The following is a 25,614-nucleotide window of genomic DNA, read 5'->3' on the forward strand; positions in this document are numbered from 1 at the left end:
CTTGTCTCCTCCGCATGCATGATGCGTGCCGATTCAGGTGGCGTAGCCCTGTTCCCGATCGTACGCGATGCGCTGGATGTCCCGTTCGGTGGCCGGGCCGAAGCCACCACCGCCCGGGGTGCGCAGGATCACTTCGTCGCCGGGCTGCAGCGTCTGCGGCTGGCGTGCATCCACGGCCTGCCCGTTGATCAGCACTTCGCCGCAGGCGCCGGCCTCGCCACCGGCGAAACCTGGCGCCGGCACAATCAGCCGTTCCGTCAGGAAGACAATCGACAGGGGCATTGGGTGACGGCTGACGAAGCACACCTCTTCGCCAAGCCCCCCGCGCTGCCTCCCGGCACCGCCCGTGCCCGGGCGCAGGGCCTTGTAGCGGAAAAACAGCGGCGCGTCGCGCTCGGCCACTTCCACTGGCGTGGGGGAGATATTGCTGGGCCAGGACATGACGGACGCGCCATCCTTGCCGGCCGTGGCGCCCAGGCCGCCGTTATAGAAGAGCACCGTGGCAAACGGGCGGCCATCCTCGCGGGTGCCGCTGAGGTTGGCAATCCACAGTGGCGAGCCGGCGCCGGCCATCACGCGTTCGGGCAGCACCTGTTGCATCGCGCCAAAGATGACGGTGGGCACGTAGTGGCCCGTACATGCGCGGCCTCCCACCGGTGCGGGCGAGCGCGGATTGAGCAGCGAGCCTTCCGGCGCCACGGCGCGGATCGGGCGGAACAGCCCGTCGTTGTTCGGCAGGTCGGGCAGCAGCAGGCACTTGATCGCATAGGCGGTCATCGCGCTGGTATAGGCCAGCACGCAGTTGATGCCGCGCGGCTGTTGCGGCGACGTACCCGCGAAATCGCACTCGATCTCGCCATTGCCGATGCGCGCCGTGACGGCATAGGTGAAGCGCTCGCCAAAGCCATCGGTCTGCATGGTGTAGCGATATTCCCCCGCTGGCAGCTGCTCAATCGCGTGGCGCATGGCAGCCTCGCTGCGGTCGAACAGGGCCTGTGCCAGATCGTCGATGCCGGGCAGGGCGTACTCGGCCAGGATGTCATGGAGGCGCGCCGCAATCAGCTCCACCGCGCCCACCTGCGACCAGATATCGCCCACGGTCTGCTCGGGCGTGCGCACATTGGTGCGGATCAGCTGCAGCAGCGTGTCGTCCACTTGCCCCTCACGCATGAGCGGCATCATCGGGATGTGGAAGCCCTCCTCGAACAGCTCGCGCGCATCCACCGAACGGATTTTGCCGCCGATGTCGGGCACGTGGCCCGCCGTCGCGGCGAACCCCACCAGGCGCTCGCCATGGAACATCGGCTTGACCAGGCACACGTCGTTGAGGTGCCCCGTGCCGATCCACGGGTTGTTGGTGATGAAGATGTCGCCGGGCCGCATGTTGTCCGCGCCGATCTGCGCGATGGCGGCGCGCACGGTGCGTGGCAGCGTGCCGATGAACGAGGGAATGCTGCCGCTGTTCTCTGCCAGCGCGCACCCCGCCGAATCGGTGACCACCACCGCGAAGTCGTTGGCCTCGGTGGAGAGGGTGGAGAAGGAGGTGCGCACGATGAGCTTGGCGGCTTCGTTCACCACCGCGCGCACGCGCGTCCAGAACACTTCCAGGAAGATGGGGTCGGCGGCGGAAGCCGCGCCGGGCATGGGGTGGCGGGTCATGCTGCGTGCTCCTCCAGTTCGATGACGAGATTGCCGCTCGCGCCCTGCGTGACGCGGCCCTTCGGTCCCACGACCAGCGTGGAGCCGGCATCCTCGATCAGCAGCGGCCCCTGCGCGCGGAATCCCGCTGGCAGTGTGGCGCGGTCGAAGACCGGCGTGTCCAGGTAGCCGTCGGCCTCCCTGAAATAGACCTTGCGCCGGCTGCCGGGGGCGGCGTCCACGCCTTCAGGCAGGGTTTCGGCCACGAAAGCCTGCCGTGGCGGCGCCTCGCCCGTCACGCGCAAGGTCACCAGTTCAACGGGTACATCGGGCGGGGTGCGGCCAAATTTCTCGCGATAGCCGGACTCGAACGCGGCGATCAGGGCGGCGCGCACCACGTCCGCCGGCTGCTTGCCGATGTAGGGGCCATCGGGCAGGCGCACCGACAGGTTGAAGCCTTGCCCGGCGAAGCGGCCATCGGCGTGACGCACCAGCTGTATCGGGCCGAAGCTATCGTCCAGTGGTGCCAGCGCCTCGCGCGATTGCGATTCCAGTTCGGCAAAGGCGGCTTCCAGCCGGTCGAGCGCATCCGTGGCGGGCCGCACGCTTACCGTGCGCGAGCGGTCGGCGCGTGCCGGTGACACCAGCAGGCCGTATGCAGACGCCACGCCAGCGGCGGGCGGACACAGGATGGTCCGCACACCAATCTTCTGGGCAACGTAGTACGCATGCAATGGCCCCCCGCCGCCGGTGCACAGCAGCACGAAGCCGCGCGGATCGCGCCCGCGCTCGGCCACGTGCACGCGCGCGGCGCCGGCCATGTTCTCGGCAACGATGTCATGGATGCCCCAGGCCACGCCGGTGACGTCACGCGCCAGCCGCTCGCCTGCACGGCCAAGTGCTTCGGCGGCGCGGTCCACGCTGATGGCCATCGTGCCGCCTGCGAAGTAATCGGGATTGAGGTAGCCGAGCACGAGATTGGCATCCGTCACGGTCGGATCGGTGCCGCCCAGCCCGTAGCAGGCCGGCCCCGGCTCGGAACCGGCGCTCTGCGGCCCCACTTTCAGCAGGCCCAGGGCGTCCTGGTGCGCAATGCTGCCGCCACCGGCGCCGATCTCGATCAGGTCGATGGTGGTAATGCGGATTGGCAGGCCGCTGCCTTCGGCAAAACGTTTGCGCCGAGCCGCTTCGAAGCCGAAGGTGATGGCCGGCTTGCCATCCTCCACCAGGCACAGCTTGGCCGTGGTGCCGCCCATGTCGAAGGCCAGCAGGTCTGGCTGTGCATCGCGCAGGCTGTAGTGGGCCGCCGAGATCGCGCCAGCCGCGGGGCCGGACTCGAGCAGCTCGATCGGATTGCGCTTGGCCTCGCCGATATGCGCCAGGCCGCCGTTGGACAGCATCATCAGCACGCCAGCGTGCAGACCCAGCGCCTGCAGGCGACCTTCGAGCGCGTCGAGGTAGCGCGTTGCCAGCGGCTTGATATAGGCATTGGCGACGGTGGTGGAATTGCGCTCGAACTCGCGGATGACGGGCGCCACATCGGAAGACAAGGTGACGTGCAGGCCGGGGAAATCACGCTCGATCCAGTCGCGCACCAGCCGCTCGTGCGCCGGCGTGCCGTAGGCGTGCAGCAGGCACACGGCAAGTGAATCGACGCCTTGCTCGACCAGCCGTCCCACTACCGCGCGGACCTCCCCGGCGTCCGGCGCCTCGATCTCGTGGCCTTGTGCATCCATGCGTCCCCGAATCTCGGCGCGCAGCCGGCGCGGCACCAGGGCCGGCGCTGGCTCGATCGTCAGGTCATACAGGTCGTACTTGCGCTCGTGGCCAATCTCCAGCACGTCCCGGAAACCCAAGGTCGTCAGCAAGCCGGTGGTGCTGCCACGGCGTTCAATCAACGCATTGGTGAACAGCGTGGTGGCGTGGACCACGCGGGTGACCCGCCGTGGGTCGATGTTGTGGGTGTGCATCAGCCGGCTGACGCCATCGGCCACGCCCTGCGCCGGGTCACCGTGGGTAGTAAGGACCTTCAGGCTGACGAGCCTGCCCGCGCCGTAGTCCAGTGCGACGACATCCGTAAAGGTGCCGCCAATATCGATGCCAATTGCCCACGTCGTCACAAGGCACTCCCGTCGTCATGAAATCGTCAGACGATGATAGGAATACCGATTGATGATGACCAATGAAAAATAAAGATCGATTGATCAGTCGTGGCGATATATCGCTTGCCGACTACCGTCTGGCCAGCAGCGTCACCCCCGGCGGCATGGGCATCTCGGTCAGCGTATCGGTCAGCAGGGCCAGCAGCCGTTGCGCGCTGGGCGCCAGCGAGCGCAGCGGCCGGGTGATGACACAAAGCTCGCGCGACAGGCGCGGGCCGTGCAGTTCGCGGAACACGAGTTCCGGAAACTCGTTGCGCTGATACGCCAGCGCCGGCAGCACCGAGTAGTAGTTGCCGCGCGCAAGCATGGCGAAGAGGTAGGTGGTGCTTTCCACCTCATCGTGCTCGCCCTGCAGCATGGACCAGTGGGCCGCGTGTGTGCGCAGGAAGTGGCCGATGCCAGTGTCCGCGCTGAAGCCGATATAGCCGCCCGTGGGCAGGTCGGTCCAGTGGATCGGGCGATCAAGGGTGGCCAGTGGCGAATCACGGTGGCAGACCGCGCCATAGCAGTCGCCTACCAGCGGCGTGTAGTCGAGTTCCTCCGCACCGCGATACTTGCTGTCGATGGCGAAGTCGACTTCCCCCTCGAGTACCAGGCGCTCGGTCTGTTGCGCGGCGGGGTTGCGCAGGGAGACGGTGATGCCCGGATACGCGTCGCGAAAGCGCGGCAGCGCCGGCACCAGGAACTGGCTGATGACGGACGACGCCGCGCCGATGCGGATATGGCCACGCTCGCCCTGCGCCAGCGCCACGAGGTCCGAGACGGCGCCGTCGATACCGTTGACGAGCCGCTCCGCTTCGGGCCGGAAGCGCTCCGCATGGCCGGTCAGCGTCACCCGGCGGGTGGTGCGGTCGAACAGCCGGAGGCCCAGCACCTCCTCCAGTTGCTGGATCGTCGCGGTCAATGCGGACTGGGTGATGTGCAGCCGCAACGCCGCGGCGGTGAACGAGCCGGTCTCGGCCACGGCCAGGAAACAGCGGAACTGCTTGAGGGTGACGTTGTGACGCATCAGGCGGGGGGGGGGGGCGGCGGGCGATTTATCAGAATTTGGTAATAGTGGGCGCAAAAAAGTCGATTGTCCACGGTAATGGCCCTCTCTAGACTGTGTTCGCAACCACGGGGCTGCATACGTGGCCAAGCAAAACCCTACCCCCTCTGCCCAGGATCCCCCCATGAAGAACCTGTTTGGTCGCGCCGCAGTCCTGCTTGCCTGTTTGCCCACGCTGGCCCTTGCCGGGCCGGAAGATTCCTACCCCGACAAGGCGGTCCGCATTGTCGTGCCGTTCGCGGCCGGCGGCTCCACCGACGTGGTGGCGCGCATCCTCGCGGAGAAGCTGCAGGAGCAGTTCAAGCAGCCGTTCGTGGTGGACAACCGCGCCGGCGCCAGCGGCAATATCGGTGCCGAGCTGGTGGCCAAGTCTCCCGCTGACGGCTACACGCTGCTGATGGGGGCCACGGGCATCCTGTCGATCAACGACCACCTGTACGGCAAGCTCAACTACAACGCGGCCAAGGACTTCGTGCCCGTGAGCTACGCCACGCAGAACGCCAACATCCTGGTGGTGTCGCCGGGCATGCCGGCCACCAACGTGGCGGACCTCGTGCAACTGGCCAAGACGCGCCCCGGCGCGCTGAGCTTCGCGTCGTCCGGCCCCGGCAGCTCCACGCACCTGTCCGGCGAACTTTTCAAGTCGATGACCGGCGTGAGCATGCTGCACGTGCCCTACAAGGGCAGTTCGGCAGCGCTGACCGATCTGCTCGGCGGCAATGTCACGATGCTGTTCGACAACGCGCCGTCGTCCATCGGCTTCGTGCAGCAAGGCAAGCTCAAGGCGCTGGCCGTGACCAGCCGCAAGCGTCTGCCAGGCCTGCCCAATGTGCCCACGCTCGACGAGGCAGGCGTCAAGGGCTACGAATCGCTCTCGTGGAGTGGGGTGGTGGCGCCGGCCGCCACGCCGCGCGCGATCGTGCTCAAGCTCAACCGTGCGATCGATGCGATCCTGAAGTCCGATGACGTCAAGGCGAAGCTTCTGAACCTGGGCGTGGAACCGGTCGGCGGCACGCCCGAGGACTTCGGGCGCCTGATCCAGGCCGAGCACGACAAGTGGGGCAAGGTCATCAAGACCGCCCAGATCAAGCTCAACTGAGCCACGCCCTGATAGTCATGATGTCTCTCCAGCCGGCCGCTACGCGTGGCCAGACCCTTGCCGAGAAGCTGTTGTCGCGGGCCGCAGGCGAAGCGGTCTACGCCGACGACCTGGCGATTTGCGCGCCGCATGGCGCCATGGGCACGGATGGGTCGATCCCGATGGCGCTCGACTACTTCCGCGACATGCAGCCCGAGGGCAACCTGCCGCCGCCAGCCTTCCCGGAGCGGTTGGTATTCGCGCTGGACCACTACGGCGCCCCGTCGGGCGAACAGGCGCTGCGGCTGCAGGACCGGGCGCGCAGTTACGCCCGGGCGCACGGCCTGTGCGTGTTCGAGGTGGGGGAGGGCATCGGCCATCAACTGATGCTGGAACGCGGCCGCGTGCTGCCGGGCCAGCTGGTGGTCGGTGCCGATTCCCATGCGGTCAGCTATGGCGCGCTCAACGCGTTTGGCTCGGGCATTGGCTCGTCCGATCTCGCCGGCATCCTCCAGTGCGGCCAGCTCTGGCTGAAGGTGCCCGGCACGCTGCGCATCTGGTTGACGGGCGCGCTGCCGGCCTACGCCTCGGCGAAGGATGTCGCCCTGACCATGGCCCGGCGCCTCGGCGTGGGCGGGGCCAACTATCTGGCGCTGGAATTCGCCGGCCCCGGCGTGGCGGCGCTCGATATGGACGACCGCATCGTGCTCGCCAATATGTCTGTGGAAATGGGCGCCAAGGCCGGACTGTTTCCGTTCGACGAATGCACGGCGGACTGGCTGTCGGCCAACGCGTCCGTCAGCCCCGACCGCTACACGCCGGTCTCCGCCGATGCCGACGCCACCTATGTCGACACGCTGACCTTCGACCTGTCGGCGGTCGCGCCGCAGGTGGCGCTGCCGCATCGCGTGGACAACGTGGTCGATCTGGCCGACGCGGGCGACACCAGGATCGACATCGTCTACCTGGGTACCTGTACCGGTGGCCGCGTGAAGGACTACCGCGAGGCGCTGGCGGTGCTGCGCGCACGCGGCGGCGTGGCGCCCGGCGTGCGGCTGATCGTCACGCCGGCTTCCGAACCGGTGCGGGCCGAGATGGAGCGCAACGGCATGCTGGCCGAGTTCGTCGCCCTCGGCGCCGAACTGCAGCCGCCCGGGTGCGGCAGTTGCTGCGGCACCTGCGGCAGCATTCCCGGTGACGGCCAACGCGTGATCTCGACCGCCAACCGCAATTTCAAGGGGCGCATGGGCAATCGCCATGCGCAGATCTTCCTCGCCTCGCCGCTTGCATGCGCCACCGCCGCAGCGAGTGGCCATCTGGCGGACCCCCGAGACTCCGTCGTCACGTCATGAATTCGCCGTTACCCGCAGCCGATTCCCGTTCCCTTGTCATCGAAGGCCGCGCCCGCCGTCTGGGGGACGATATCAACACCGACTACATCATCGCCTCCAGCCGCAAGAAACACAGTGTCGATCCGCACATGCTGCGGCACTTCCTGCTGGAAGACCTCGACCCGGACTTCGCCGGCAGCGTCCGCGATGGCGACATCCTCGTCGCCGGGCACAACTTCGGCTGTGGCTCGGCCATGGAGGTGGCCGTCACCGTGGTGCTGGCTGCCGGCATTCGCGTGGTCGTGGCGAAGAGCTTTGCCCGCACCTACTGGCGCAATGCCGTGAACAACGGCCTGCTGCTGATTACCGCCGATACCGGTACCGATACCGGCGCCGTGCCCGAAGGCGCGCCGCTCTCGCTGCGGCTTGCCGGCGCGCAGGCCACGTTGCACGTCGGCGCCGATGCCGCGCACGTGATCGCGTGCGAGCCGGTGCCCGATGTGGTCCTGACCATCCGCGAAGCTGGCGGGCTGGTGCCGTATCTGCGGCAGCACCGCCAGTTCCTCAAGCCGTCCCGGCCTGTAACTGCCATCACTTCTCAACCGCTCTGATCATGCCCCTCATTGCTGAACGCCTGAACCGTATCAAGCCGTCGCCCAGTTCCATGGCGGGCCAGCGCGCCCGGGAGTTGCGCGCCGCTGGCCGCGACATCATCGGACTGACTTCCGGCGAGCCTGACTTCGACACCCCGCAGAACATCTGCGAGGCCGCCACGCGCGCCATGTCGGCGTCGCAGACCAAGTACACCGACGTCGGCGGCACGCCCGAGTTGCGCGCGGCCATTGCCGACAAGTTCCGCCGCGACAACAGGCTCGACTACGCGCCCAACGAGCTGATCGTCGGCACGGGTGGCAAGCAGATCATCTTCAACGCCTTCATGTGCACCGTGCAGGCCGGCGATGAAGTCATCGTGCCGGCGCCGTACTGGGTCTCGTATCCGGATATCGTGCTGCTGGCCGAAGGCAAGCCGGTCTTCGTCAACTGCCTGCCCGAGAACGCGTTCAAGCTCACGCCCGCCCAGCTTGAGGCGGCCATCACGCCGCGCACACGCTGGCTGGTGCTGAATGCGCCGAACAACCCGAGCGGCGCCACCTATTCCTATGCGGAGCTGAAAGGGCTGGCGGAGGTCCTGCTGCGGCATCCGCACGTCTGGGTGATGACGGACGATATCTACGAGCACATCCTCTACGATGGCCGCGAGTTCGCGACGATTGCGCAGGTGGAGCCGGCGCTCAAGGAACGCACGCTGACCATCAACGGCGTATCGAAGGCCTACGCCATGACCGGGTGGCGCATTGGCTACGGCGGCGCGCCGGCGGCGCTGGTCAAGACGATGGTCAAGCTGCAGTCGCAAAGCACGTCGAATCCGTCATCGATCAGCCAGGCAGCAGCGCTGGAAGCACTGACCGGGCCGCAGGACTTCATTGCCGAACGCAGCCGGGTGTTCCAGTCGCGCCGGGACGCGGTGGTGACGGCGCTGAACAGCATGCCGGGCATCACCTGCCATGCGCCCGAAGGCGCGTTCTATGTGTTTCCCTCGTGCGCGGCCCTGCTGGGCAAGACCACGCCCGATGGCAAGCGGATCGAGACCGACGAGGATTTCGTGATGTACCTGCTGGATGCGCAGAATCTCGCGGTGTTGCAGGGCGGCGCCTATGGCGTGTCGCCGTTCTTCCGTATCTCGTTTGCCACGTCGATGCAGCGGCTCGAAGCCGGCCTGGCGCGCCTGCGTACGGCCTGCGAACAACTGCGCTGAATCACCGCTGACAAGGGAGTCCTGACATGACCGATACCACCCAACCGGTGCAGTGGCCGGCCGGCTATCGCATCAACCCGCGCGCCGAGGGGCCTGCGAAAGCCATCGTCGACGCGTTCCGCGAGATGCCCGTGGCGGCGATTGGCGATGCCATGAGCCGCAACGTCGGCACGTACGGCTTGCGGCAGTATCACGCGCGGCTGGAAACCGTGCTCTGCGGGCCGGCCGTGACCGTGCGCGTGCGGCCCGGTGACAACCTGATGATCCACAAGGCGCTGATGATGGTGCAGCCCGGCGACGTGCTTGTCATCGACGGCGGCGCCGACGTCACGCAGGCCCTCGTTGGCGGGCTGATGCGCACCACCTGCATGGCCAGGCAGCTCGGCGGGCTGGTGATCGACGGCGCCATCCGCGACCTGCTGGAGTGGGCCGAGGACGGCATGCCGATCTTTGCGAGGGGTCATACCCATCGCGGCCCGAGCAAGGATGGCCCGGGCGAGATCAACGTGCCGGTCTCGTGTGCGGGCATGGCCGTCCTGCCCGGCGACCTGATTGTCGGCGATGCCGATGGGGTGATTGCGGTGCCGGCGGCCGAAGCCGCCGATGTCCTGCGCCGCACGCGCCTGCACCTGGAGCGCGAGGCCAGGATTCGCGAAACGAACCGGCTGGGCACCGCGGACCCGGAACGGTTCGACGCGGTACTGCGCGAGAAGGGCCTGCCGATCTGACCGGCCCCCGGTTGCGGCCTCGGCTGTGCGCGGCGCTTAGCCGAACACCACCATCGGTGTGCCCGGATGCACCGGGGAGTCGATGACGGTGGCGTCCATGCCGTACACCGTGGCCAGATGGGCTGGCGACAGCACGTCCGCCGGTGCGCCCAGCGCAACGGTGCGGCCATCGGCCAGCAACAGCAGGCGGTCGCACCAGCGCGCGGCGAGGTTGACGTCGTGGAGCACCACCAGCACCGCGAGGCCATCGGTGCGGCTCAGCGTGCGCACGGCCTGGAGCAACAGCAACTGGTGGCGCGGGTCCAGGCTCGACGTAGGTTCGTCGAGGAACAGCACCCGGTACTCGTCAGCCGCCCGGCAGGCCAGCACCTGAACCAGCGTGCGGGCGAACTGCACGCGCTGCTGTTCGCCACCGGACAGGCTCTGGTAGGCGCGCGGCGCCAGCGCGCGCACGTCCGCAATCTCCAGCGTGCGGTCGATCAGCGTGGCGAGCGCGCGCGGCGCCAGTTCGGGGAACGGGTAGGCACCCATCGCCACCACGTCACGCGCGGGCAGGTCGAAGCCGAGCCCCGGCGATTGCGGCAGCACGGCGCGGCAGCGCGCCAGCGACGCCACCGACCACGCGGCCATCTCCCGCCCATTGAGCAACAGGCCCGGCTCCGGAGTCAGCTCGCCGGCCAGCGTGCCGAGCAGGGTGCTCTTGCCGGCGCCGTTGGCGCCCAGCACGCCCAGCACTTCCCCGGCGGGCAGGTCGATATCGATGGCGTCCAGCACGCGGCGGCGGCCACGGCTGCATTGCAGGTTGCGTGCAGTCAGCATGTCAGGCGCTCCGGCGCGTCAGCATCCACAACAGGAAGGGGCCGCCCACGAGGCTCGTGACGATGCCGATCGGCAACTCGGCAGGAATCACCACCGTGCGCGCCAGCCAGTCGGCCAGCGTGAGGGCAATCGCGCCACCAGCCAGCGTATTCGGCAGCAGCCATCGGTGATCGGCCCCCAGCGGCAGACGGATCAGGTGCGGCACCACCAGCCCGACGAAGGTGATGGTGCCGGTCACGGCGACGAGGGGGCCCACCAGCAGGGCGGTCAGCACGATCAGGCGCCGGCGCAGGCGTGCGAGGTCGAAGCCGAGGTGCTGCGCCTCGCGCTCGCCCAGCAGCAGCGCGTTCATCGCGCGCCAGTCACGCAACATCAACGCGCAGATCACCACTACCAGCGGTACCAGCCAGGCCAGCATGCTCCACGTGGCGCCGGCCAGACTGCCCATGTTCCAGAAGGTGAGGTTGCGCAGCTGCACATCGCTGGCCTGATAGGTGAAGAAGCCGACGATGCTGGCGCAGATGGCGTTGATGGCCACGCCCGCCAGCAGCAGGCTGGCCACGCCGGGCCGTAGCGTGCCCAGGCGATAGGCCAGCGCGGTGGCGATCAGGCTGCCGCCGAAAGCGGCCGGCGCGATGCCGAACAGCCCTTCCGCCCCCAGCACGATGGCCGCCACCGCACCGGCGGCGCCGCCCAGCGAAATGCCGATCAGGCCCGGCTCCGCCAGCGGGTTGCGGAACAGCGCCTGCATCACGGCGCCGGAGAGCGCCAGCGCGGCGCCCGCGGTGACCGCCAGCACGATGCGGGGCAGCCGCACCTCGATCAGCACATTGCGCCAGATGACGTCGTCACCGTCGGTGGCGCCGGACCACAGCAGCGGCAGCAGCCTGCCGTGCGGGATCGACAGCGCGCCGCTGGCGGACGCCCATAGCGCGGAGACCACCAGCACGGCGCAGAGGGCCGTGAATACGGCAAGCGGCGGACGCGGCATCAGCGTGCGGCGGCCACCGGGCGGGCCGCAAAGCCGGCCTGCAGCTGGCGCAGCGCGTCCGGCAGGCGCGGGCCGAAGCCGAGCAGCAGCAGGTCATCCATGACGATCACGCGCTTCTGGCGCGCGGCCGGTGTGGCGTTCAGGCCGGGCTGCGCCAGGAACTTGTCCACGCCGCCGCTGGCACTGACGGACATCGTTGTGGTGACGATGACATCGGGTTTGAGCGCGGCAGCCGCCTCGGCCGAGAAGGGTTTGTAGCCGGTCTGGCCGGCCAGCACATTGGTCGCGCCGGCCAGCGCCAGCATCGCGTCGGCGGCGGTGTCCTCGCCGGCGGCCTGCATCTTGCCGGTATGGCTGCTCACCATCAGCACGCGCAGACGCTGTGCCGGCGGCTTGAGCTCGCGCAGTTCGGCGTGCAGCCGATCGACCAGGGCGGTGCCCCGGGCCTGCATGTCCAGCGCGGCGGCCACGCCGAGGATGCGCTGGTCCAGCGCCGCCAGTGTCGGCGCGGAGGGCAGCACCACCACCTTGCTGCCCAGGCGCTGCAGTTGCTCGAAGGCCTGCGGCGGGCCGCTCTGGTCGGACGCCAGCACGAGGTTCGGCTTCAGGCTGGCAACGCCCTCCACCGAGAACGTGCGGTAGTAGCCCACCTTGGGCAGCTTGAGCGCCTCGGGCGGGTAGATGCTCGACGAATCGGCGCCGACCAGCGTGCCGCCAGCGTCGAGCGCATAGACAATCTCGGTGATGGCGCCGCCCAGCCCGACCACGCGGGCCGGCGGCGCCGCGTGGGTCATGCCGGCTGCGCACAGCAGCGAAAGCAGCGCCAGGCGCAGCAAAGTCATGATGAAACCTCCTTCCTGAAAAGACGGCTTACGCCGCCAGCGCCGTCGGGCACAGGGACTGCAGCAGGGCGCGCCACGCCGGCAGCTCCGGCTTGCCGGGCTTGCGCTCGCCGAAGAACTGCACGATCAGCGCGCCGTCCGCGCCATACAGCTCGAGCGACGTGACCCAGCCATCGACCGTAGGCTTGTTGACCACCCAGCTTGACGTCACCGCGGTAGTGTTCAGGTGCAGGTTGAACGCCGGGTCCAGCACGTTGAACCACGGGCCGGTCCGGGCCAGCCGCTGCACCGGCCCGGTGTGGATCTGCACGATGCCGCGATTGGCGACAAAGCACATGATCGACAGCTCCGTCTCCGCCGCCCGTTGCAGCACCGTTTCCACCGCGCCGTCGGCCACCTGCTGCGCCAGGTCCTGGCCGGCGTTGCGCAGCGCACCGATGCGCGAGACCTTGTGCTGGCGCAGCATGCTGAAGAAGTCGTGCGTGCCTTTCAGGCCGCGCCAGTCGGTGCGCAGCGCTTCGGCGTCAGCGGGCTGGGCGGCTTCCGTGGACGCCGCGAACGGCGCCACCACCACGGGCGTCGCCGCCGGCAGGGCATGCCGGTCGATGTACGCCTGCCAGGCCGCCGCGTCGGTCTGGGCGGTGCGGTAGACCTTGTGCACCGCCTCGCCGGCCTTGTCGAAGAACTGGATGCTGTCCCGGCCGTTCTCGGTTACCGCGTAGAAGTACTGCCACGCGCTGAAGAACATGCGCAGGTCGATATCCGGCCCGAGCACGATGCCGACCGGGCCATCATCGGCCTGGATGTTCTCGTAGTGGCCATGCCGCTCGTGCACGGCGGCGTCGTTGCGGGACAGCGCCATGACCGACCCGAGGGAGCCGAGGTCGCGGAACACCGCCTGCGCGGTGCCGCCCAGCTGGCGCGAGGTCACGCCGCAGCCGGCGGCTACCAGTTCGGCCTCGGTCGCGCCAAGGCGGCTGGCGCGTTCGCGGATGCGCAGGTCGGGCGTGGCGGCCACCAGCGCGTCGTGGCGCTGGCGCAGGGCTTCAAAACTATCGTGTGCCATAGGGTTCGGGTTGTTTGGGGGTCGGGTATCAGGGCTGCACGTCGAAATTGATGGTCCACGTCTGCGCGCTGCTGTTGACGTTCGGATCGGCGTACTGGATCTTGGTCAGGTGGAAGCGGGCGTAGGTGGAGCCCTCGCCACCGCGCAGCATGACGGCGCCTTGCGGATTGGCGGCGATCAGGTGCGCCACCGCGGGCAGGCCATTCGCGGCCGACGCGGCAGCGGTCGGGAAGTAGGAGAGCCAGCCGTAGTTCAGCGCGTTCGGGTAGGTGCCGGTGTACTTCGGGTTCAGGGCCGAAGCGTTGGCGTCCTTGATCCACTGGTTGGCGGCCGTGGGCAGCGTCAGGTCCGGCGCGGTGAGGTCGGCCAGCGTGGCGGTGAGGTTCGAGGCATCGGTGAACTTCGACGCAACCGGCGCACCGGTGCCGTCATAGAAGCCCGCCGGCGTCTTGCCCAGGAAGCCCGCCACGGTGCCGCTGCCGGACTGGCCGCCGTTCAGCTTCACGTTATAGCGGTTGAACGCGATATGCCACGTGCCGCTGGCCGTGCTGACGGCACCCGCCACCAGGTCGTAGTAGACCCAGTCCGCCGAGGCATTGACCTGGGCCGTGCGCACCACGCCCGGCGCGCTGCGGTCGATCCAGCGGAACGACGGATAGCCGGACGTGGTGCCGCCCGAGCCGCCGTAGTAGCCAGTGACCTGCAGCGCGAAGACCGGCGCTCCCACGGTGCCCGTGGTGTCGGCGCTGGCGCTGTTGCTGGTGATGATGAAGGTGCGATAGGTCGGGTAGAGCAGGTGGTCGGTGGCGCTGGCCACGCCGTACTCGAAGGCTGCCGAGCTGATCGCGTTGCTGTTCGCGAACACGCCGGCGGCGGAGTCCTTCAGGAACACGGCGGCAGGCAGCGTGCCGTTGACCGGATCGATGGTGGCGTTCTTCCAGGTGGACAGGTCGGCCCAGGTGTTGGCGAGGGGACTGCCGAACACGCCGCCGCCGCCCGTGCCGCTCGTGCCGCTATTGCTCCAGAGCGTGCCGGTGAGCCCGCTGCTGGTGACCTTCAGATCCCAGCCGGTGCCGGTGCAGCCGGCCACTTCGGCCTTGGTGTTGAAGTCGTAGCACAGCGACGTGCCGGCGGCCGGCAGCGTGAACGTCCATTCGGCCGTCTGCGTGAAGCTGGACGTGGACGGCGTGGTGGTCGGCGGGGTAACCGTGCCACCGCCGCTGGTGGGCGGCGTGGTGGCGGTGCCGCCATCGTCGCCACCGCCGCCGCAGGCGGCCAGCGTCGCGGCCAGCGCGATGAGACTGAGCGCGCCCAGCGCGCGACGGGTGATGGGTTGGGTGTGTTTCATGGTGGTTCGCTCCCCTGGTTGCTTGTTGGAATCAGCGGGCGACGTCGACGTTGAATCGCGCGCCCAGATAGACAAAGCGCCCCGCCACGGGCCCGAAATCACTGGCATTCGAAAAATCGCGCTGGCGGCCGAACAGGTTGTTCACGCCGGCGAAGACGGTGGCATTGCGGCCGATGCGCTGGTTGACGACCAGATCGAGCGTGCCCCAGCCCGGCGAGCGTGCGCCGGTGGTGGAATCCGACACCTCGCTGCTCTGGAAGCGCGCCCGTGCGGTGATTTCCGTGGAAGGCAGCACGCGCCAGTCGGCGCCAAGGCGGCCCATATGGCGCGGACGGCGGGTCAGCTGCGCGCCGGTGTCGAGGTCGTCCGCGTCGGTGTAGGTGTAGGCGGCGGTCAGGCCCAGCGCCCCGGTGGCGCGCCAGCGCAGCGAGGTTTCCGCGCCCTGCGTGCGCGCCCGCGCCACGTTGCGGTAGGTGTAGGTGGCAATGCCATTGACCACGGTGAAGTTGGCCATGTCGGTCTGGATCAGGTCCGAGACGCGGTTGTAGAACAGGTTGGCATCCACCGTCACGCGGTCGCGCCAGCTCAGCTGGCCGCCGAGCTGGAAGCTGTGCGACGACTCGGGCTTCAGGTCCGGGTTGCCCAGCACCATGTAGCCCAGCGAGCTGTGGTCGAACAGGTAGTGCCGCTCCTTGAGGTTCGGCACGCGATAGCCCTGGCCATAGTTGGCGCGCAGCACGCCCTTCCAGTCCTCGGTGGCGAGCAGGTTGCCGCGCACGCCCACCTTGGGCGCGAAATGGCTGCCGAAGTCCGAATCCTGCTGGCCGCGCAGGCCGACGATCATCTCCCAGGTCTCGCTGAACAGGATGTCGTTCTGGAAGTAGAGCTCGCCGGCGCGGCGCTCGGCATTCCCGGCCAGCTCGGAGGCGCCGTTGACGGTCTGGTCCAGCCGCTCGCGGTGGAAATCGGCGCCAAACTGCCAGAGTTGCGAGTACCACGCCGGCAGGTCGAACTGGGTCGATACATGGTCGGTGCGCTGCGAACTGTTGCGCGTGGCGGTCTGGAAGCTGTTGGAGTACTCGCGCGTGGTGGTGTCGTAGGTCTCGGCCACACCCGCCAGCCGGGCCCGCACGCTGTTGTCGAAGCGCCATTGGCCGCCATAGGTATAGCGGTTGCGGTCGATATCCTCGGTCTTGCGCTGCGGCACGTAGTTGGGCGGGGCGTAGTACTGGTAGCGCTGCTCGTCGGTTTCCCGATAGGCGCTGGCGTCGAACCAGAAGCTGCCGGCCTGCGTGGGCAGCCACTCGAGCCGGCCCGCGTACTGCTGGCGGCGCACGGCGTCGCCGTGGCGGGTCCAGCCATCGGGGTCCACTGCGAAGCCCTTGTTGTCCAGGGCGTCGGCGGAAAGCCGGCCACGGAACTGCCCGGTGCCGCCTTCCAGGCGCACGTTGCCGTGCAGCAGGCCGGGCGAGCCATCGGCGTTCTGGCCGCCGTAGCTGCCGCCATCGGCCGTCATCGCGCCCGAAAAGCCCTTGCGGATGGGGCGCGTGATGACGTTGATCACGCCGCCCATGGCCGAACTGCCGTATTGCGCCGAGCTGGCCCCCTTGACCACCTCCACCCGGTCCACCTCGGTCAGCAGGTACTGGGAGACATCCACCGTGGAGCCGGTGCTGGCCGTGATCGGCAGGCCGTCGATCAGCACCAGCACCTGGTCGCTGGTCATGCCCTGCAGCGTCACCTCGTAGCCCGACTTGCCGTGGATTTCCCTCAGTTGCAGGCCGGGCACGTTCTCCAGCGCGTCTTTCAGCGTGCGCGCATGCGTGCGCTCGATTTCCTGCCGATCCACCACCTCGGTACGGATGGGCGTCTCGTCGATCGGCTTCTCCGAACGGGTTCCGGTGACCACCACGGCTGGCAATTCCTGGCCATCGGCCGCCAGGGCAGGGGCCGTCGGCCACATGGAAAGCAGGGAACTGGTAACGAGCGCAATGCGTGTGAGGCGCATGGGTTGGGGGCATCAATACGAAAGAAAGTACGAATGATAATGATTCGTATTAATTTGTACAAGAAGATACGTTTGGAAACGTTTAGATACATTTAAGGGGATTCAGGCTGGGTGGAGATGGAGAGCGGCAGCGGGGCGGGCTGGCACAGGACCGCGCCGCCCCAGGCTCAAGAACCGTCAGGGCTGCCCGCGTGGCACCACCGGCGCAGCCGGCGGTGCGGGGGCTGGCCGCTGGGGATACACCGAGGTGCCGAAGGTGTTCCCCATGCGGTGGCTGGTGGCTGCGTGGTTATAGAGCCCCAGCTGGTTTGATGGCCGCTGCACGGTGGATTCGGACGACATTGCCGTCTCCCCCTTGGCGGCCGGGCCGCCGCGCGCAGGCTTCAGCTTCTCGGTCAGGCAGTCGTACGAGGGCGCGCGTTCCCCGTTCACCTCCACCTGCACGCACGGCGCCGCCCAGGCCGACGTCATGGGCGCCGCGCTGCCCGCCACGATGGCGGCCATCGCGCCCAGCCAGTTCCGCATTCCCATGTCGATCCCTCCGTCCGTTTCGGCGTTTCGGCGTTCCGGCGTTCCGGCGCTCTGCCTCGGCCGAGTATAGCCAGCCGTGCCGTGTGGCCACGCAGCATTTTTTTCTCGATGAAGCTTTTGTGACAAACGACAGTCGGCGGCCGTGCCGGCCGTCTAGGCAACCGAGCGCAACGCTGACATGAAGGCTTTCCATCATGTCTCCCGCTGCCGAATGCATCCGCATCACGGGCCTTGGTCGAGGCCGCGGGCGCGCCACGGCACCGAATCGAACAAGAGCAATTGAGTCAACAATGCATGACGTGAAGAAGAACGGCCCGCCTTCGAGCTGGAGTGCGGTGTGGCTGGCGGTCATTGGACTGGGAACCCCGGGTCTGGCAGGCGCGCAGCAGGCCGCAGTGGCTACGGCGGCTACGGCGGAGACGGCGGAGACGGCGCGGCGTGTCAACGTCAACGAGTACATCGTGCGCGGCAATACCGTGCTCGACGTCCGCTCGATCGAGCGGGCAGTCCGGCCGTTCCTGGGCCCGGACCGCACCATGCAGGACATCGAGGGCGCGCGCGACGCGCTCACGGCGGCCTACCAGGCCAAGGGCTACCAGTCGGTCTATGTCGAACTGCCCGAGCAGCAGGTCAGCGGCGGCATCGTGTTCCTGCAGGTCAGCGAGACGCGCGTGGGCCGCGTGCGCGTGGTGGGCGCCGAGTACAACTCCCCGCGCGAGGTACGCGAGCAGGTATCGGCGCTGAAGGAAGGCGCAGTGCCCGACTTCACGCAGGTGCAGGCGGAGCTGACCGCCGTGAATCGCGGCGCGAAGCGCCAGGTGGCGCCGCTGGTCCGGCAGGGCAGCCTGCCCGGCACGATGGATGTCGACCTGAAGGTGGACGACAGCAGCCCGTGGCGCGCCAGCGTCGGCCTGAATAACGACTACAGCCCCGATACCGAGGCCCTGCGCGCCACCGCCTCGCTGGGGCACGACAACCTCTGGCAGCTCGGCCACAGCGCCTCGCTGAGCGTCTTCGGCGCGCCGCAGGACATGAACCAGACCAAGGTGTTCTCGGGCTCCTACGTGGCGCCGTTCCGGGGCACGAACTGGAGCGTGGAAGCCTCGGGCTACAAGTCGGACAGCAATGTCGCCACGGTGGGCGGCACCAGCGTGCTCGGCAAGGGCCACTCGGTCGGGGTCAAGGGCACCTACACCGTGCCGGACACCGGCGCGTGGTGGCATGCGCTGAGCCTTGGCGTGGACTTCAAGGACAACCAGGAAACCACCCGCCTCGGCAGCGCCAGCGACAACGTGCCGCTCAAGTACGCGCCCATCACGCTGTCCTATTCGGGCTTTACCCAGAGCGAGCGCGGCCAGTACGGCCTGAACATCGCGCTGGTATCCGGCACGCGCAGCTTCCTCGGCTACGGCAGCAACTGGGAACAGTTCGACTACAAGCGCTACAAGGCGTCGCCGAGCTTCACCGTGCTCAAGGCCGACACCACCGGCAGCTACAGCTTCCCCGGCAACACCCAGCTCGCGTGGCGGCTGGCCGGGCAGATCACCGATTCCCCGCTGGTATCGAGCGAGCAGATCGCGGCCGGCGGCATGAACTCGGTGCGCGGCTACCTCTCGGCCGAAGCCACCGGCGACTACGGCGTGGTCGGCTCGCTCGAACTGCGCGCGCCGCCGCTGCCGTTTTTCCCCACCGTGGTCGAGGACTGGCGCGTGTACGCCTTCGTCGATGGCGGCCAGCTGCGGCTGCGCGAACCGCTGCCCGAGCAGGAAAGCACCTTCTCGCTGGCCTCGGCGGGCCTGGGCACCAGCTTCCGTCTGGGCCAGCAGGTCACGGGCCGCCTGGACCTGGGCTTCCCGCTCAAGGCTGGCCCCCGCACGGAACGCTTCGATCCACGCCTGAATTTCAGCGTCACCGCGAGCTACTGAGCGCGGGCGCCCCTCATATATCTACGGAGAACCCTTGTCATGCGACGCATCGTTTTGCTTCTGCTCGCGCTAGCGAGCACCCTGCTGCCGGGCCTGGCGCACGCCTGGTGGCAGCCCGACTGGGCCTATCGCAAGCCGGTCACGATCGATGCCGGCCCGCAGGGCGGTGCCATTGGCGGCGATGCCGGCCGCACGCCGGTGCTGCTGCGCCTGCATACCGGCAACTTCACCTTCGAGGGCGTCAGCGAGAGCGGCGCCGACCTGCGCTTCGTCGCCGGTGACGACAAGACCGTGCTGAACCATCAGATCGAACAGTTCGACCCGTTGCTGGGCATCGCGCTGGTCTGGGTGGATGTGCCGGCCGTCTCGGCGGGCAGTCCGCAGCAGATCTGGATGTACTACGGCAACCCCAAGGCGCCCGCCTCGGGCAACGGCCAGCGCAGTTTCGACCCCGACTACACGCTGGTCTATCACTTCGCCGAGGCCAACGTGCCGGCGCGCGACTCCACCGCCTACGGCAACAACAGCCAGACCGCCGTGGTGACCAAGGACGGCACCATCATCGGGCGCGGCGCGCAGCTTGGCGCTGCACCGCTGATGCTGCCCGCCTCGCCGTCGCTGGCGTTGCAGGCCGGCGCGGCGTTCACGTTCTCGGCGTGGGTACGCCCGGACCAGCTCGGCGCGCAGCAGGTGATCTATGCCCGCCGCGATGGCGCCAGCGAACTGGTGATCGGCATCGACCAGGGCGTGCCGTTCGTACAGGTCAACGGCCAGCGCAGCCGCCCGGGCCAGCCGGTGCAGGCCGGGCAGTGGTCGCACCTGGCGGTCAGTGCGGATGGCAAGGCGGTCACGCTGTACGTGGGCGGCCGCTCGGCTGCGACGCTGCCGCTGGCGCTGCCGGCGCTGAACACGCCCGCCGCCATCGGCGCGCCGTTGGCGGGGGCTACCGCCGAGGCCGGTGGCACGCCGTTCGCCGGCGCCATCGACGAACTGCGTTTGTCGAAGATCGCGCGCCCGGCGCCGCTGCTGCTGGCGGATGCCGTGTCGCAAGGCGCCGAATCGCGCCTGACGGCATACGGACCCGATGAGCAGCAGGCCGGCAAGAGCCATTTCGGCTTCATCCTTGCGGCCATGCCGCTGGACGCCTGGATCGTGGTGGCGCTGCTGGGCCTGATGATGGCCGCCTCGTGGGCCATCATGATCACCAAGGGCCGCAGCTACGGCGCCAACGCGCGCGCCAACGCCGCCTTCATGGCGCATTTCCGCGATACCTCCGCGGCCTCGCTGGACCACCTCGCCAAGACTGGCCGCGTGCCGGCGGAGGTGAAGGCGTACTCGTCGCTGTGGCGCCTGTACGAGGTGGCCACCGAGGAGCTGCATCGCCGCCACCAGATGGGCTACGACCTCAACGCGGTGTCGGATGCCACCATCAGCGCGATCCGCGCGGCGATGGACGGCGTGATGGTGCGCGAGAACGAGCGCATGGCGCAACGCATGAACTGGCTCTCCACCACTATCGAGGGCGCCCCCTACGTGGGCCTGTTCGGTACGGTCATCGGCATCATGCTGGTGTTCGTGGTGGCGGCCATGGCCGGCGCCGTGGACATCAACTCGGTGGCACCGGGCATGGCCGCGGCGCTGCTGTGTACCGCCGCCGGCCTCGGTGTCGCCATCCCTGCGCTGTTCGGCTACAACTGGCTGGCCTCGCGCTCGGACGCCATCGGCGCCGACATGGCGGTGTTCGTGGACGAGTTCGCCACGCGCCTGGCCGAAGAGCAGGGCGAGGGCCGCCGCGTGCCCGCCGCGCTGCACAGCGCCTGACGGGGTACCGAGACCATGGCACACGCAGCCAAGTTCGGCACCAAGAAGCGCACCGGCGGCATCAACATCACGCCGTTCGTGGATGTGCTGCTGGTGGTGCTGGTGATCTTCATCCTCACCAGTAACGCCAGCATCCCTGGCATCAAGGTGGACCTGCCGAAGGCCAGCGCCTCGGTAGCGCTGGAGAAGCCCAAGACCAAGGCCATCACCATCGACAACGCCGGCCAGGTGTTCCTGGACGCCTACCCGGTGTCGCTGCCGGAACTGGAGGAGCGCCTGCGCACCGAGAAGGCGCTGACGCCGGATTTCCCGGTGATCGTGCGCGGCGATGCCGCCGTGCAATACGCGAAGGTGGTGGAGGTACTCGACCTGCTGCGGCGGATCGAGCTCAACCAGATTGGCCTCGTCACCGGCAAGCCGGCGTAAGGGAGACAGCGTGAACCGTCGCGATCCCCCGCCTGATATCCGCGCGCGCTTTGCGGTGCTGTGGCGCCGCTGGGGCGGGCACCTGATTGGCGCGCTGGCGTTCGTGGTGCTTGTGGCCGTGGTCTGGCACCTGCTGTCCGGCACGGCCAGCACCAGGCGCGAGGTAGCCGCCACGCCCACGCTGGTGCTGCCCCCGCCGCCGCCTCCGCCGCCCGAGCCCGAGAAGCTGCCCGAGCCGGAGCCGGAGAAGGTCAAGCCGGAGGTGCGCGAGCCCGAGCCCAAGCCGATGGAACCGCTCGATCCGCCCAAGGACGACAGCCCGCCCAGTCCCTCCAAGGATCTGGGCGACCCGGTCACCATCGACGGCGCCGCGCAGGCCGGCACCGATGCGTTCGGCATCGGCGCGGGGCGCGGCGGCGGCATGACCGGCGGCGGTGGCGGGCTCGGCAGCCGCTCCTATGCGTCGTGGCTGTCCAGCGCGCTGCAGCAGGCGTTCGCCCGTGATGCGCGCACCCGCCAGCTGGCGTTCGACGATATCCGCATCGACCTCTGGCTCGATGCGGACGGCACGGTCACGCGCGTGCAGCTCACGCAAGGCACCGGCAACGCGAGGACTGACGAAGCGGTGCTCGCCATGGTGCGCGATTTCCGTGCCGACGAACGCCCGCCGGCCACGCTGCGCTCGCCGCTGCGCATGTCGATCAAGGGGCGCCGACCATGACGATGCCGCGTGCCCCCCATTCCCAACACATCATGCAGAACACACCGATGAATCCCTCCGCCATCCACCCGCGCACCCGGTGCACCCCGCACATCACGCGCGCTCCACGCACCCGGCGCCGCGCGCAGGCGCTTGCCCTGGCCGTCGCGCTGCTGGCCGCGGGTGGCGGCGCCCGCGCCCAGACCGCCGCCGCGCCGGGAGACAGCACCATGGTCAAGCTGATCCGTGGCCTGATCGAGAGCGGCGCGCTGCGCAAGGACGCCGGCGAGGCCCTGCTCGCACAGGCCCAGACCGAGGCGATGGCCGCGCAGCAGACCCAGCGCCAACTGGCGACCATGCAGACGTCTGCGGGTACGGGTGCCGGGGCCGGGGCCGTCACGGGCGCGGCCGCTGGAGCCGTGACCGCCGCTGCATTGCAGCCTGGCGACGTGCGCGTGCCGTACATCCCGGAAACCGTGCGGGACGAGATCCGCGACGAGGTGAAGGTCCAGGTGATGGCCCAGGCCAAGGCCGAAGGCTGGGCCGCGCCCAACGAGATGCCGGAGTGGACCCAGCGCATCCATGTCGAGGGCGATGTGCGCCTGCGCAACGAATCGCGCTTCTATTCCGCCAACAACAGCAATATCGAGATCGACTGGGCCGCCATCAACTCGGGCAGCGGCTTCGACGTCAACCCGAACACCAACCTGGCGCTGCCGCCGCTGCTCAACACGCGCCAGAACCGCACGCTCCAGTGGAAGGCCCGTGCGCGGCTCGGCGTGCTGGCCGATGTGTCCGAGAGCGTGAAGGCCGGCGTGCGCCTGGCCACCGGCAACGACAACAGCCCGGTCTCCACCAACCAGACGCTCGGCGGTGGGCTGGCCAAGAAGGACGTCTGGCTCGACCAGGGCTGGCTGTCGTACCAGCCGTTCGAGTGGGTCAAGATCACCGGCGGCCGCTTCGGCAACCCGTTCGTGTCGTCTGACACGCTGTTCTCGAACGACCTGAACTTCGACGGCATCGCCGCGCAGTTCGACAAGGCGCTACCCAACCGCGACGTCTCGCTGTTCGGCTCGCTCGGCCTGATCCCGCTCGAATACTCGTCGGACGGCTTCCCGGGCAACAGCCAGGACAAGATGGGCAGCGAGAACAAGTGGCTGCTGGGCGCGCAGATCGGCGCGAGCTGGAAGGTGAACGACGACAATCGCCTGCGCGGCGCGCTGGCCTACTACGACTTCCACAACGTCAGCGGCCGCGTCTCCGACCCGTGCGCGCTCTACGCGGGCGCCACCAGCTGCAGCACCGACTGGAGCCGCCCGGCCTTCATGCAGAAGGGCAACACGCTGATGCTGCTGCGCAATATCGCGCTCAACCCGCTTGACCCGGCCAATACGCCGCAGCCGCAGTACGTGGGCCTGGCCTCGCAATTCCAGCTGCTCGACGTCAACCTGCGCTGGGACACCAAGGTGGCCGGCAAGTACATGCTCCGCCTGGACGGCAACTACATCCGCAACCTGGCCTACGACCCGGACGAGATGTTCGCGCGCGCCAACGGCGGCATCGTGAACAACTTCGGCGCCAGCGGCGGCACCAGCCGCGCGGACTTCAAGAGCGGCGGCAACGCCTACATGTTCCAGGCCACCTTCGGCAAGCCCACGCCTTCGGCACGCGGCGACTGGAACGTGCTGGCTGGCTACAAGCGCATCGAGCCGGACGCCATGCCGGACGGCTACAACGACTCTACCTTCCACATGGGCGGCACCAATGCGCGCGGCTACTACCTGGGCGGCTCCTACGCGTTCGACAAGAACGCCTGGCTGACCGGCCGCTGGATCTCGACCAAGGAAGTGTTCGGGCCGCCGCTGTCGATCGACACGCTGCAGCTTGAAGTCAACGCCCGTTTCTAAGGAGGACACCGTGTCCCATCCGTTCCTCCCCGGCATTGCCCTGGCCGCCACGCTGCTGGTGGCCGGCGCCGCCGCCGACGCCGCCCATGCCCAGCAGGCCCCGGCCGGCCAGAGCATGGAAGAGCGCCTGCGCAACCAGCTCCGCAACACCACCGCGCAGCTCCAGCAGGCGCAGAACGAACTGGCGGTGCTCAAGGCCGGCGCCGGCAGCCAGCCCGCCGCCAAGGCCGGCGCGGCGTCGGCCGATGTCGAGGCCCTGAAGAAGGAGCTGGAGGCTGCGCGCGCGCAACTGGCCGGCGAGCGCCAGTCGCGCGAGGCGCTACGCCAGAGCCAGCAGCAGGGCCAGGCGCTGGCGGAAAAGGCTGGCGCGCAGATTGCCCAGTATCGCGGGGCGTACGACGAACTGCTCAGGATGGCGCGCGGACTGGACGCCGAGCGCCAGCGCCTGGCCGCCGAAACCACCGCGCAGAAGACCGCGCTGACCCAGTGCGAAGCCAAGAACGCGCAGCTGTACGCGGTGGGCCAGGAGGTGCTGCAGGCCTACGAGACCGTCGACCTCGGCACGGTGCTGAGCGCGCGCCAGCCCTTCGCCGCGCAGAGCCGCGTGCGCTACGAGCAGATTGCGCAGCAGTTTGGCGACAAGCTCTACGAAGGGCAGTTCTCCGCCGCCGCGGCAGCGCAGGCTGCGCCGGCGGCTCCATCGGCCCAGTCAGCGAGCCAGCCGGACGCCGCGCCGCAAAAGACGCACTAACCCCTCTTCCACGTATTTCAGATCTCAGGACAAGTCCATGACCACCATCGCCACCATCGCCACGCCGTTCGACACCGTCGCGCAAACCACCGAACAACCCACGCTCCTGCAGGCCATCACGCCCGATCAGGTAGCGGACGCCATCAAGGCGGCCGGCTGCGCCGTCACCGTCATCGAGCAGGAGGGCGTGCCGCGCCTGCACAGCGCCAGCCACGGCGTCGGCTTCCAGGTGCTGTGGGGCAATGCCGCCGCGCCGGGCGAGTATGTGGATTTCACGCTGAGCTGCCCGCTGCGCGTGCAGGGCGGCACGCTGCCCGAGGGCGTGGTGGCCGAGTGGCACCGCAGCCGGCGCTTCGCGCGGGTGGCGCAGCATGGCGAGTTCGTGGTGCTGGAGATGGATGTGATGGTCTCCGGCGGCGTTGCGCCCGCCTATGTCGGCGTGGCGATGCAGCTGTGGGTGCAGATGATGGGGCAGTTCTTCCTGCATCTGCGCAACTTCCAGGCCGCCGGGACGGAATCAGCGGGGCTGGCCGCTGATGAAGTCACCGACGCCGTTGCCGGCTGAAACTTGCCACGCCCCTCTCCCGGAGGGGGGCGGGCAGTGCACCGCCTTGCAGTCACGGTTACGTCACACAGGAGTCCTACGATGCGGACCGGCTCAAGGCGCCCGCATGCAGC

Annotated in this window: 22 protein-coding genes; 12 read left to right on the top strand and 10 right to left on the bottom strand. The window is 68.6% G+C overall.

Annotated elements, in window-relative coordinates:
• Positions 1–33: 33 nt before the first annotated feature.
• The 3 genes from SB751_RS08605 to SB751_RS08615 form a co-directional block, all read right to left on the bottom strand.
• The gene (locus tag SB751_RS08605) at positions 34–1,659 is read right to left on the bottom strand and encodes a hydantoinase B/oxoprolinase family protein (RefSeq protein ID WP_250025803.1); all 1,626 of its coding nucleotides are present in this window, start codon (positions 1,657–1,659) and stop codon (positions 34–36) included.
• Positions 1,656–3,758 carry a hydantoinase/oxoprolinase family protein gene (locus SB751_RS08610; protein WP_250025804.1) on the bottom strand — a complete coding sequence of 701 codons (2,103 nt, stop codon included), beginning with the start codon at positions 3,756–3,758 and terminating at the stop codon, positions 1,656–1,658. Before SB751_RS08610 ends, SB751_RS08605 begins: the two co-directional genes overlap by 4 nt.
• 112 nt (positions 3,759–3,870) lie before the next feature.
• Positions 3,871–4,809 (bottom strand): LysR family transcriptional regulator, encoded by a 939-nt coding sequence (locus SB751_RS08615; protein ID WP_144198572.1) that lies wholly within the window; start codon positions 4,807–4,809, stop codon positions 3,871–3,873.
• Between the two features lie 163 nt (positions 4,810–4,972).
• On the opposite strand from SB751_RS08615, the gene SB751_RS08620 reads away from it, so the two are divergent.
• Genes SB751_RS08620 through SB751_RS08640 form a run of 5 tightly spaced genes read left to right on the top strand, consistent with a single transcriptional unit; the run spans position 4,973 to position 9,801 of the window.
• A complete protein-coding gene (locus SB751_RS08620; RefSeq protein ID WP_144198569.1) occupies positions 4,973–5,947 on the top strand; it encodes a Bug family tripartite tricarboxylate transporter substrate binding protein in 975 nt (324 codons plus the stop codon).
• A 17-nt stretch (positions 5,948–5,964) separates the two neighbouring features.
• Positions 5,965–7,278, top strand: coding sequence for a 3-isopropylmalate dehydratase large subunit (locus tag SB751_RS08625; RefSeq protein ID WP_246118982.1), 1,314 nt, complete (start codon positions 5,965–5,967; stop codon positions 7,276–7,278).
• Entirely contained in the window at positions 7,275–7,868 is a 594-nt protein-coding gene (locus SB751_RS08630) for an alpha-IPM isomerase (protein WP_144198566.1), read from the top strand. The genes SB751_RS08625 and SB751_RS08630 overlap by 4 nt, the downstream gene beginning before the upstream one ends.
• Before the next feature lie 2 nt (positions 7,869–7,870).
• Positions 7,871–9,073, top strand: coding sequence for a pyridoxal phosphate-dependent aminotransferase (locus SB751_RS08635; protein ID WP_211942963.1), 1,203 nt, complete (start codon positions 7,871–7,873; stop codon positions 9,071–9,073).
• Between the two features lie 26 nt (positions 9,074–9,099).
• Positions 9,100–9,801 carry an RraA family protein gene (locus tag SB751_RS08640; protein ID WP_313818564.1) on the top strand — a complete coding sequence of 234 codons (702 nt, stop codon included), beginning with the start codon at positions 9,100–9,102 and terminating at the stop codon, positions 9,799–9,801.
• A 36-nt stretch (positions 9,802–9,837) separates the two neighbouring features.
• On the opposite strand, the gene SB751_RS08645 is transcribed toward SB751_RS08640, so the two are convergent.
• From SB751_RS08645 to SB751_RS08675, 7 genes are all read right to left on the bottom strand, one after another.
• On the bottom strand, positions 9,838–10,620 hold the full coding sequence (locus SB751_RS08645) for a heme ABC transporter ATP-binding protein (RefSeq protein ID WP_144198557.1): 783 nt from the start codon (positions 10,618–10,620) through the stop codon (positions 9,838–9,840).
• Between the two features lies 1 nt (position 10,621).
• Positions 10,622–11,611 (bottom strand): FecCD family ABC transporter permease, encoded by a 990-nt coding sequence (locus tag SB751_RS08650; protein ID WP_144198554.1) that lies wholly within the window; start codon positions 11,609–11,611, stop codon positions 10,622–10,624.
• Complete coding sequence (locus SB751_RS08655) at positions 11,611–12,453, bottom strand: hemin ABC transporter substrate-binding protein (protein WP_250025807.1); 843 nt, start codon at positions 12,451–12,453, stop codon at positions 11,611–11,613. The genes SB751_RS08650 and SB751_RS08655 overlap by 1 nt, the downstream gene beginning before the upstream one ends.
• 28 nt (positions 12,454–12,481) lie before the next feature.
• A complete protein-coding gene (locus SB751_RS08660; RefSeq protein ID WP_410747941.1) occupies positions 12,482–13,519 on the bottom strand; it encodes a hemin-degrading factor in 1,038 nt (345 codons plus the stop codon).
• A 28-nt stretch (positions 13,520–13,547) separates the two neighbouring features.
• Positions 13,548–14,867: an HmuY family protein gene (locus tag SB751_RS08665; RefSeq protein ID WP_144198546.1), complete on the bottom strand. Its 1,320-nt coding sequence runs from the start codon at positions 14,865–14,867 to the stop codon at positions 13,548–13,550.
• A 31-nt stretch (positions 14,868–14,898) separates the two neighbouring features.
• Positions 14,899–16,830, bottom strand: coding sequence for a TonB-dependent receptor plug domain-containing protein (locus tag SB751_RS08670; protein WP_410747942.1), 1,932 nt, complete (start codon positions 16,828–16,830; stop codon positions 14,899–14,901).
• A gap of 222 nt (positions 16,831–17,052) precedes the next feature.
• On the bottom strand, positions 17,053–17,406 hold the full coding sequence (locus tag SB751_RS08675; protein ID WP_211942959.1) for a hypothetical protein: 354 nt from the start codon (positions 17,404–17,406) through the stop codon (positions 17,053–17,055).
• 290 nt (positions 17,407–17,696) lie between these two features.
• On the opposite strand from SB751_RS08675, the gene SB751_RS08680 reads away from it, so the two are divergent.
• The 7 genes from SB751_RS08680 to SB751_RS08710 are packed head-to-tail and all read left to right on the top strand — an operon-like array spanning position 17,697 to position 25,501.
• The gene (locus SB751_RS08680) at positions 17,697–19,331 is read left to right on the top strand and encodes a ShlB/FhaC/HecB family hemolysin secretion/activation protein (RefSeq protein WP_410747943.1); all 1,635 of its coding nucleotides are present in this window, start codon (positions 17,697–17,699) and stop codon (positions 19,329–19,331) included.
• Between the two features lie 39 nt (positions 19,332–19,370).
• Entirely contained in the window at positions 19,371–21,152 is a 1,782-nt protein-coding gene (locus SB751_RS08685; protein ID WP_144198534.1) for a DUF2341 domain-containing protein, read from the top strand.
• Positions 21,153–21,167: 15 nt separating this feature from the next.
• Complete coding sequence (locus tag SB751_RS08690; protein WP_092295239.1) at positions 21,168–21,578, top strand: ExbD/TolR family protein; 411 nt, start codon at positions 21,168–21,170, stop codon at positions 21,576–21,578.
• Between the two features lie 10 nt (positions 21,579–21,588).
• Positions 21,589–22,299, top strand: coding sequence for an energy transducer TonB (locus SB751_RS08695; protein ID WP_246118981.1), 711 nt, complete (start codon positions 21,589–21,591; stop codon positions 22,297–22,299).
• A 47-nt stretch (positions 22,300–22,346) separates the two neighbouring features.
• Positions 22,347–24,185 (top strand): putative porin, encoded by a 1,839-nt coding sequence (locus SB751_RS08700; RefSeq protein ID WP_144198531.1) that lies wholly within the window; start codon positions 22,347–22,349, stop codon positions 24,183–24,185.
• Between the two features lie 10 nt (positions 24,186–24,195).
• On the top strand, positions 24,196–24,936 hold the full coding sequence (locus SB751_RS08705) for a hypothetical protein (protein ID WP_092295233.1): 741 nt from the start codon (positions 24,196–24,198) through the stop codon (positions 24,934–24,936).
• Positions 24,937–24,973: 37 nt separating this feature from the next.
• On the top strand, positions 24,974–25,501 hold the full coding sequence (locus SB751_RS08710; protein WP_144198526.1) for a YbjN domain-containing protein: 528 nt from the start codon (positions 24,974–24,976) through the stop codon (positions 25,499–25,501).
• The last annotated feature ends 113 nt before the right edge of the window (positions 25,502–25,614 follow it).

The organism is Cupriavidus sp. SIMBA_020 (assembly GCF_046535395.1).
GTDB lineage: Bacteria > Pseudomonadota > Gammaproteobacteria > Burkholderiales > Burkholderiaceae > Cupriavidus > Cupriavidus campinensis.

Excerpts from the sequence above, each read along its gene's own strand:
- SB751_RS08650 (WP_144198554.1), bottom strand. The coding sequence starts at position 11,611 with ATGCCGCGTCCGCCGCTTGCCGTATTCACGGCCCTCTGCGCCGTGCTG.
- SB751_RS08710 (WP_144198526.1), top strand. The coding sequence starts at position 24,974 with ATGACCACCATCGCCACCATCGCCACGCCGTTCGACACCGTCGCGCAA.
- SB751_RS08640 (WP_313818564.1), top strand. The coding sequence starts at position 9,100 with ATGACCGATACCACCCAACCGGTGCAGTGGCCGGCCGGCTATCGCATC.
- SB751_RS08605 (WP_250025803.1), bottom strand. The coding sequence starts at position 1,659 with ATGACCCGCCACCCCATGCCCGGCGCGGCTTCCGCCGCCGACCCCATC.
- SB751_RS08630 (WP_144198566.1), top strand. The coding sequence starts at position 7,275 with ATGAATTCGCCGTTACCCGCAGCCGATTCCCGTTCCCTTGTCATCGAA.
- SB751_RS08620 (WP_144198569.1), top strand. The coding sequence starts at position 4,973 with ATGAAGAACCTGTTTGGTCGCGCCGCAGTCCTGCTTGCCTGTTTGCCC.
- SB751_RS08690 (WP_092295239.1), top strand. The coding sequence starts at position 21,168 with ATGGCACACGCAGCCAAGTTCGGCACCAAGAAGCGCACCGGCGGCATC.
- SB751_RS08680 (WP_410747943.1), top strand. The coding sequence starts at position 17,697 with ATGCATGACGTGAAGAAGAACGGCCCGCCTTCGAGCTGGAGTGCGGTG.
- SB751_RS08700 (WP_144198531.1), top strand. The coding sequence starts at position 22,347 with ATGAATCCCTCCGCCATCCACCCGCGCACCCGGTGCACCCCGCACATC.
- SB751_RS08665 (WP_144198546.1), bottom strand. The coding sequence starts at position 14,867 with ATGAAACACACCCAACCCATCACCCGTCGCGCGCTGGGCGCGCTCAGT.
- SB751_RS08645 (WP_144198557.1), bottom strand. The coding sequence starts at position 10,620 with ATGCTGACTGCACGCAACCTGCAATGCAGCCGTGGCCGCCGCCGCGTG.
- SB751_RS08660 (WP_410747941.1), bottom strand. The coding sequence starts at position 13,519 with ATGGCACACGATAGTTTTGAAGCCCTGCGCCAGCGCCACGACGCGCTG.
- SB751_RS08635 (WP_211942963.1), top strand. The coding sequence starts at position 7,871 with ATGCCCCTCATTGCTGAACGCCTGAACCGTATCAAGCCGTCGCCCAGT.
- SB751_RS08670 (WP_410747942.1), bottom strand. The coding sequence starts at position 16,830 with ATGTGGCCGACGGCCCCTGCCCTGGCGGCCGATGGCCAGGAATTGCCA.
- SB751_RS08625 (WP_246118982.1), top strand. The coding sequence starts at position 5,965 with ATGATGTCTCTCCAGCCGGCCGCTACGCGTGGCCAGACCCTTGCCGAG.
- SB751_RS08655 (WP_250025807.1), bottom strand. The coding sequence starts at position 12,453 with ATGACTTTGCTGCGCCTGGCGCTGCTTTCGCTGCTGTGCGCAGCCGGC.
- SB751_RS08685 (WP_144198534.1), top strand. The coding sequence starts at position 19,371 with ATGCGACGCATCGTTTTGCTTCTGCTCGCGCTAGCGAGCACCCTGCTG.
- SB751_RS08615 (WP_144198572.1), bottom strand. The coding sequence starts at position 4,809 with ATGCGTCACAACGTCACCCTCAAGCAGTTCCGCTGTTTCCTGGCCGTG.
- SB751_RS08675 (WP_211942959.1), bottom strand. The coding sequence starts at position 17,406 with ATGGGAATGCGGAACTGGCTGGGCGCGATGGCCGCCATCGTGGCGGGC.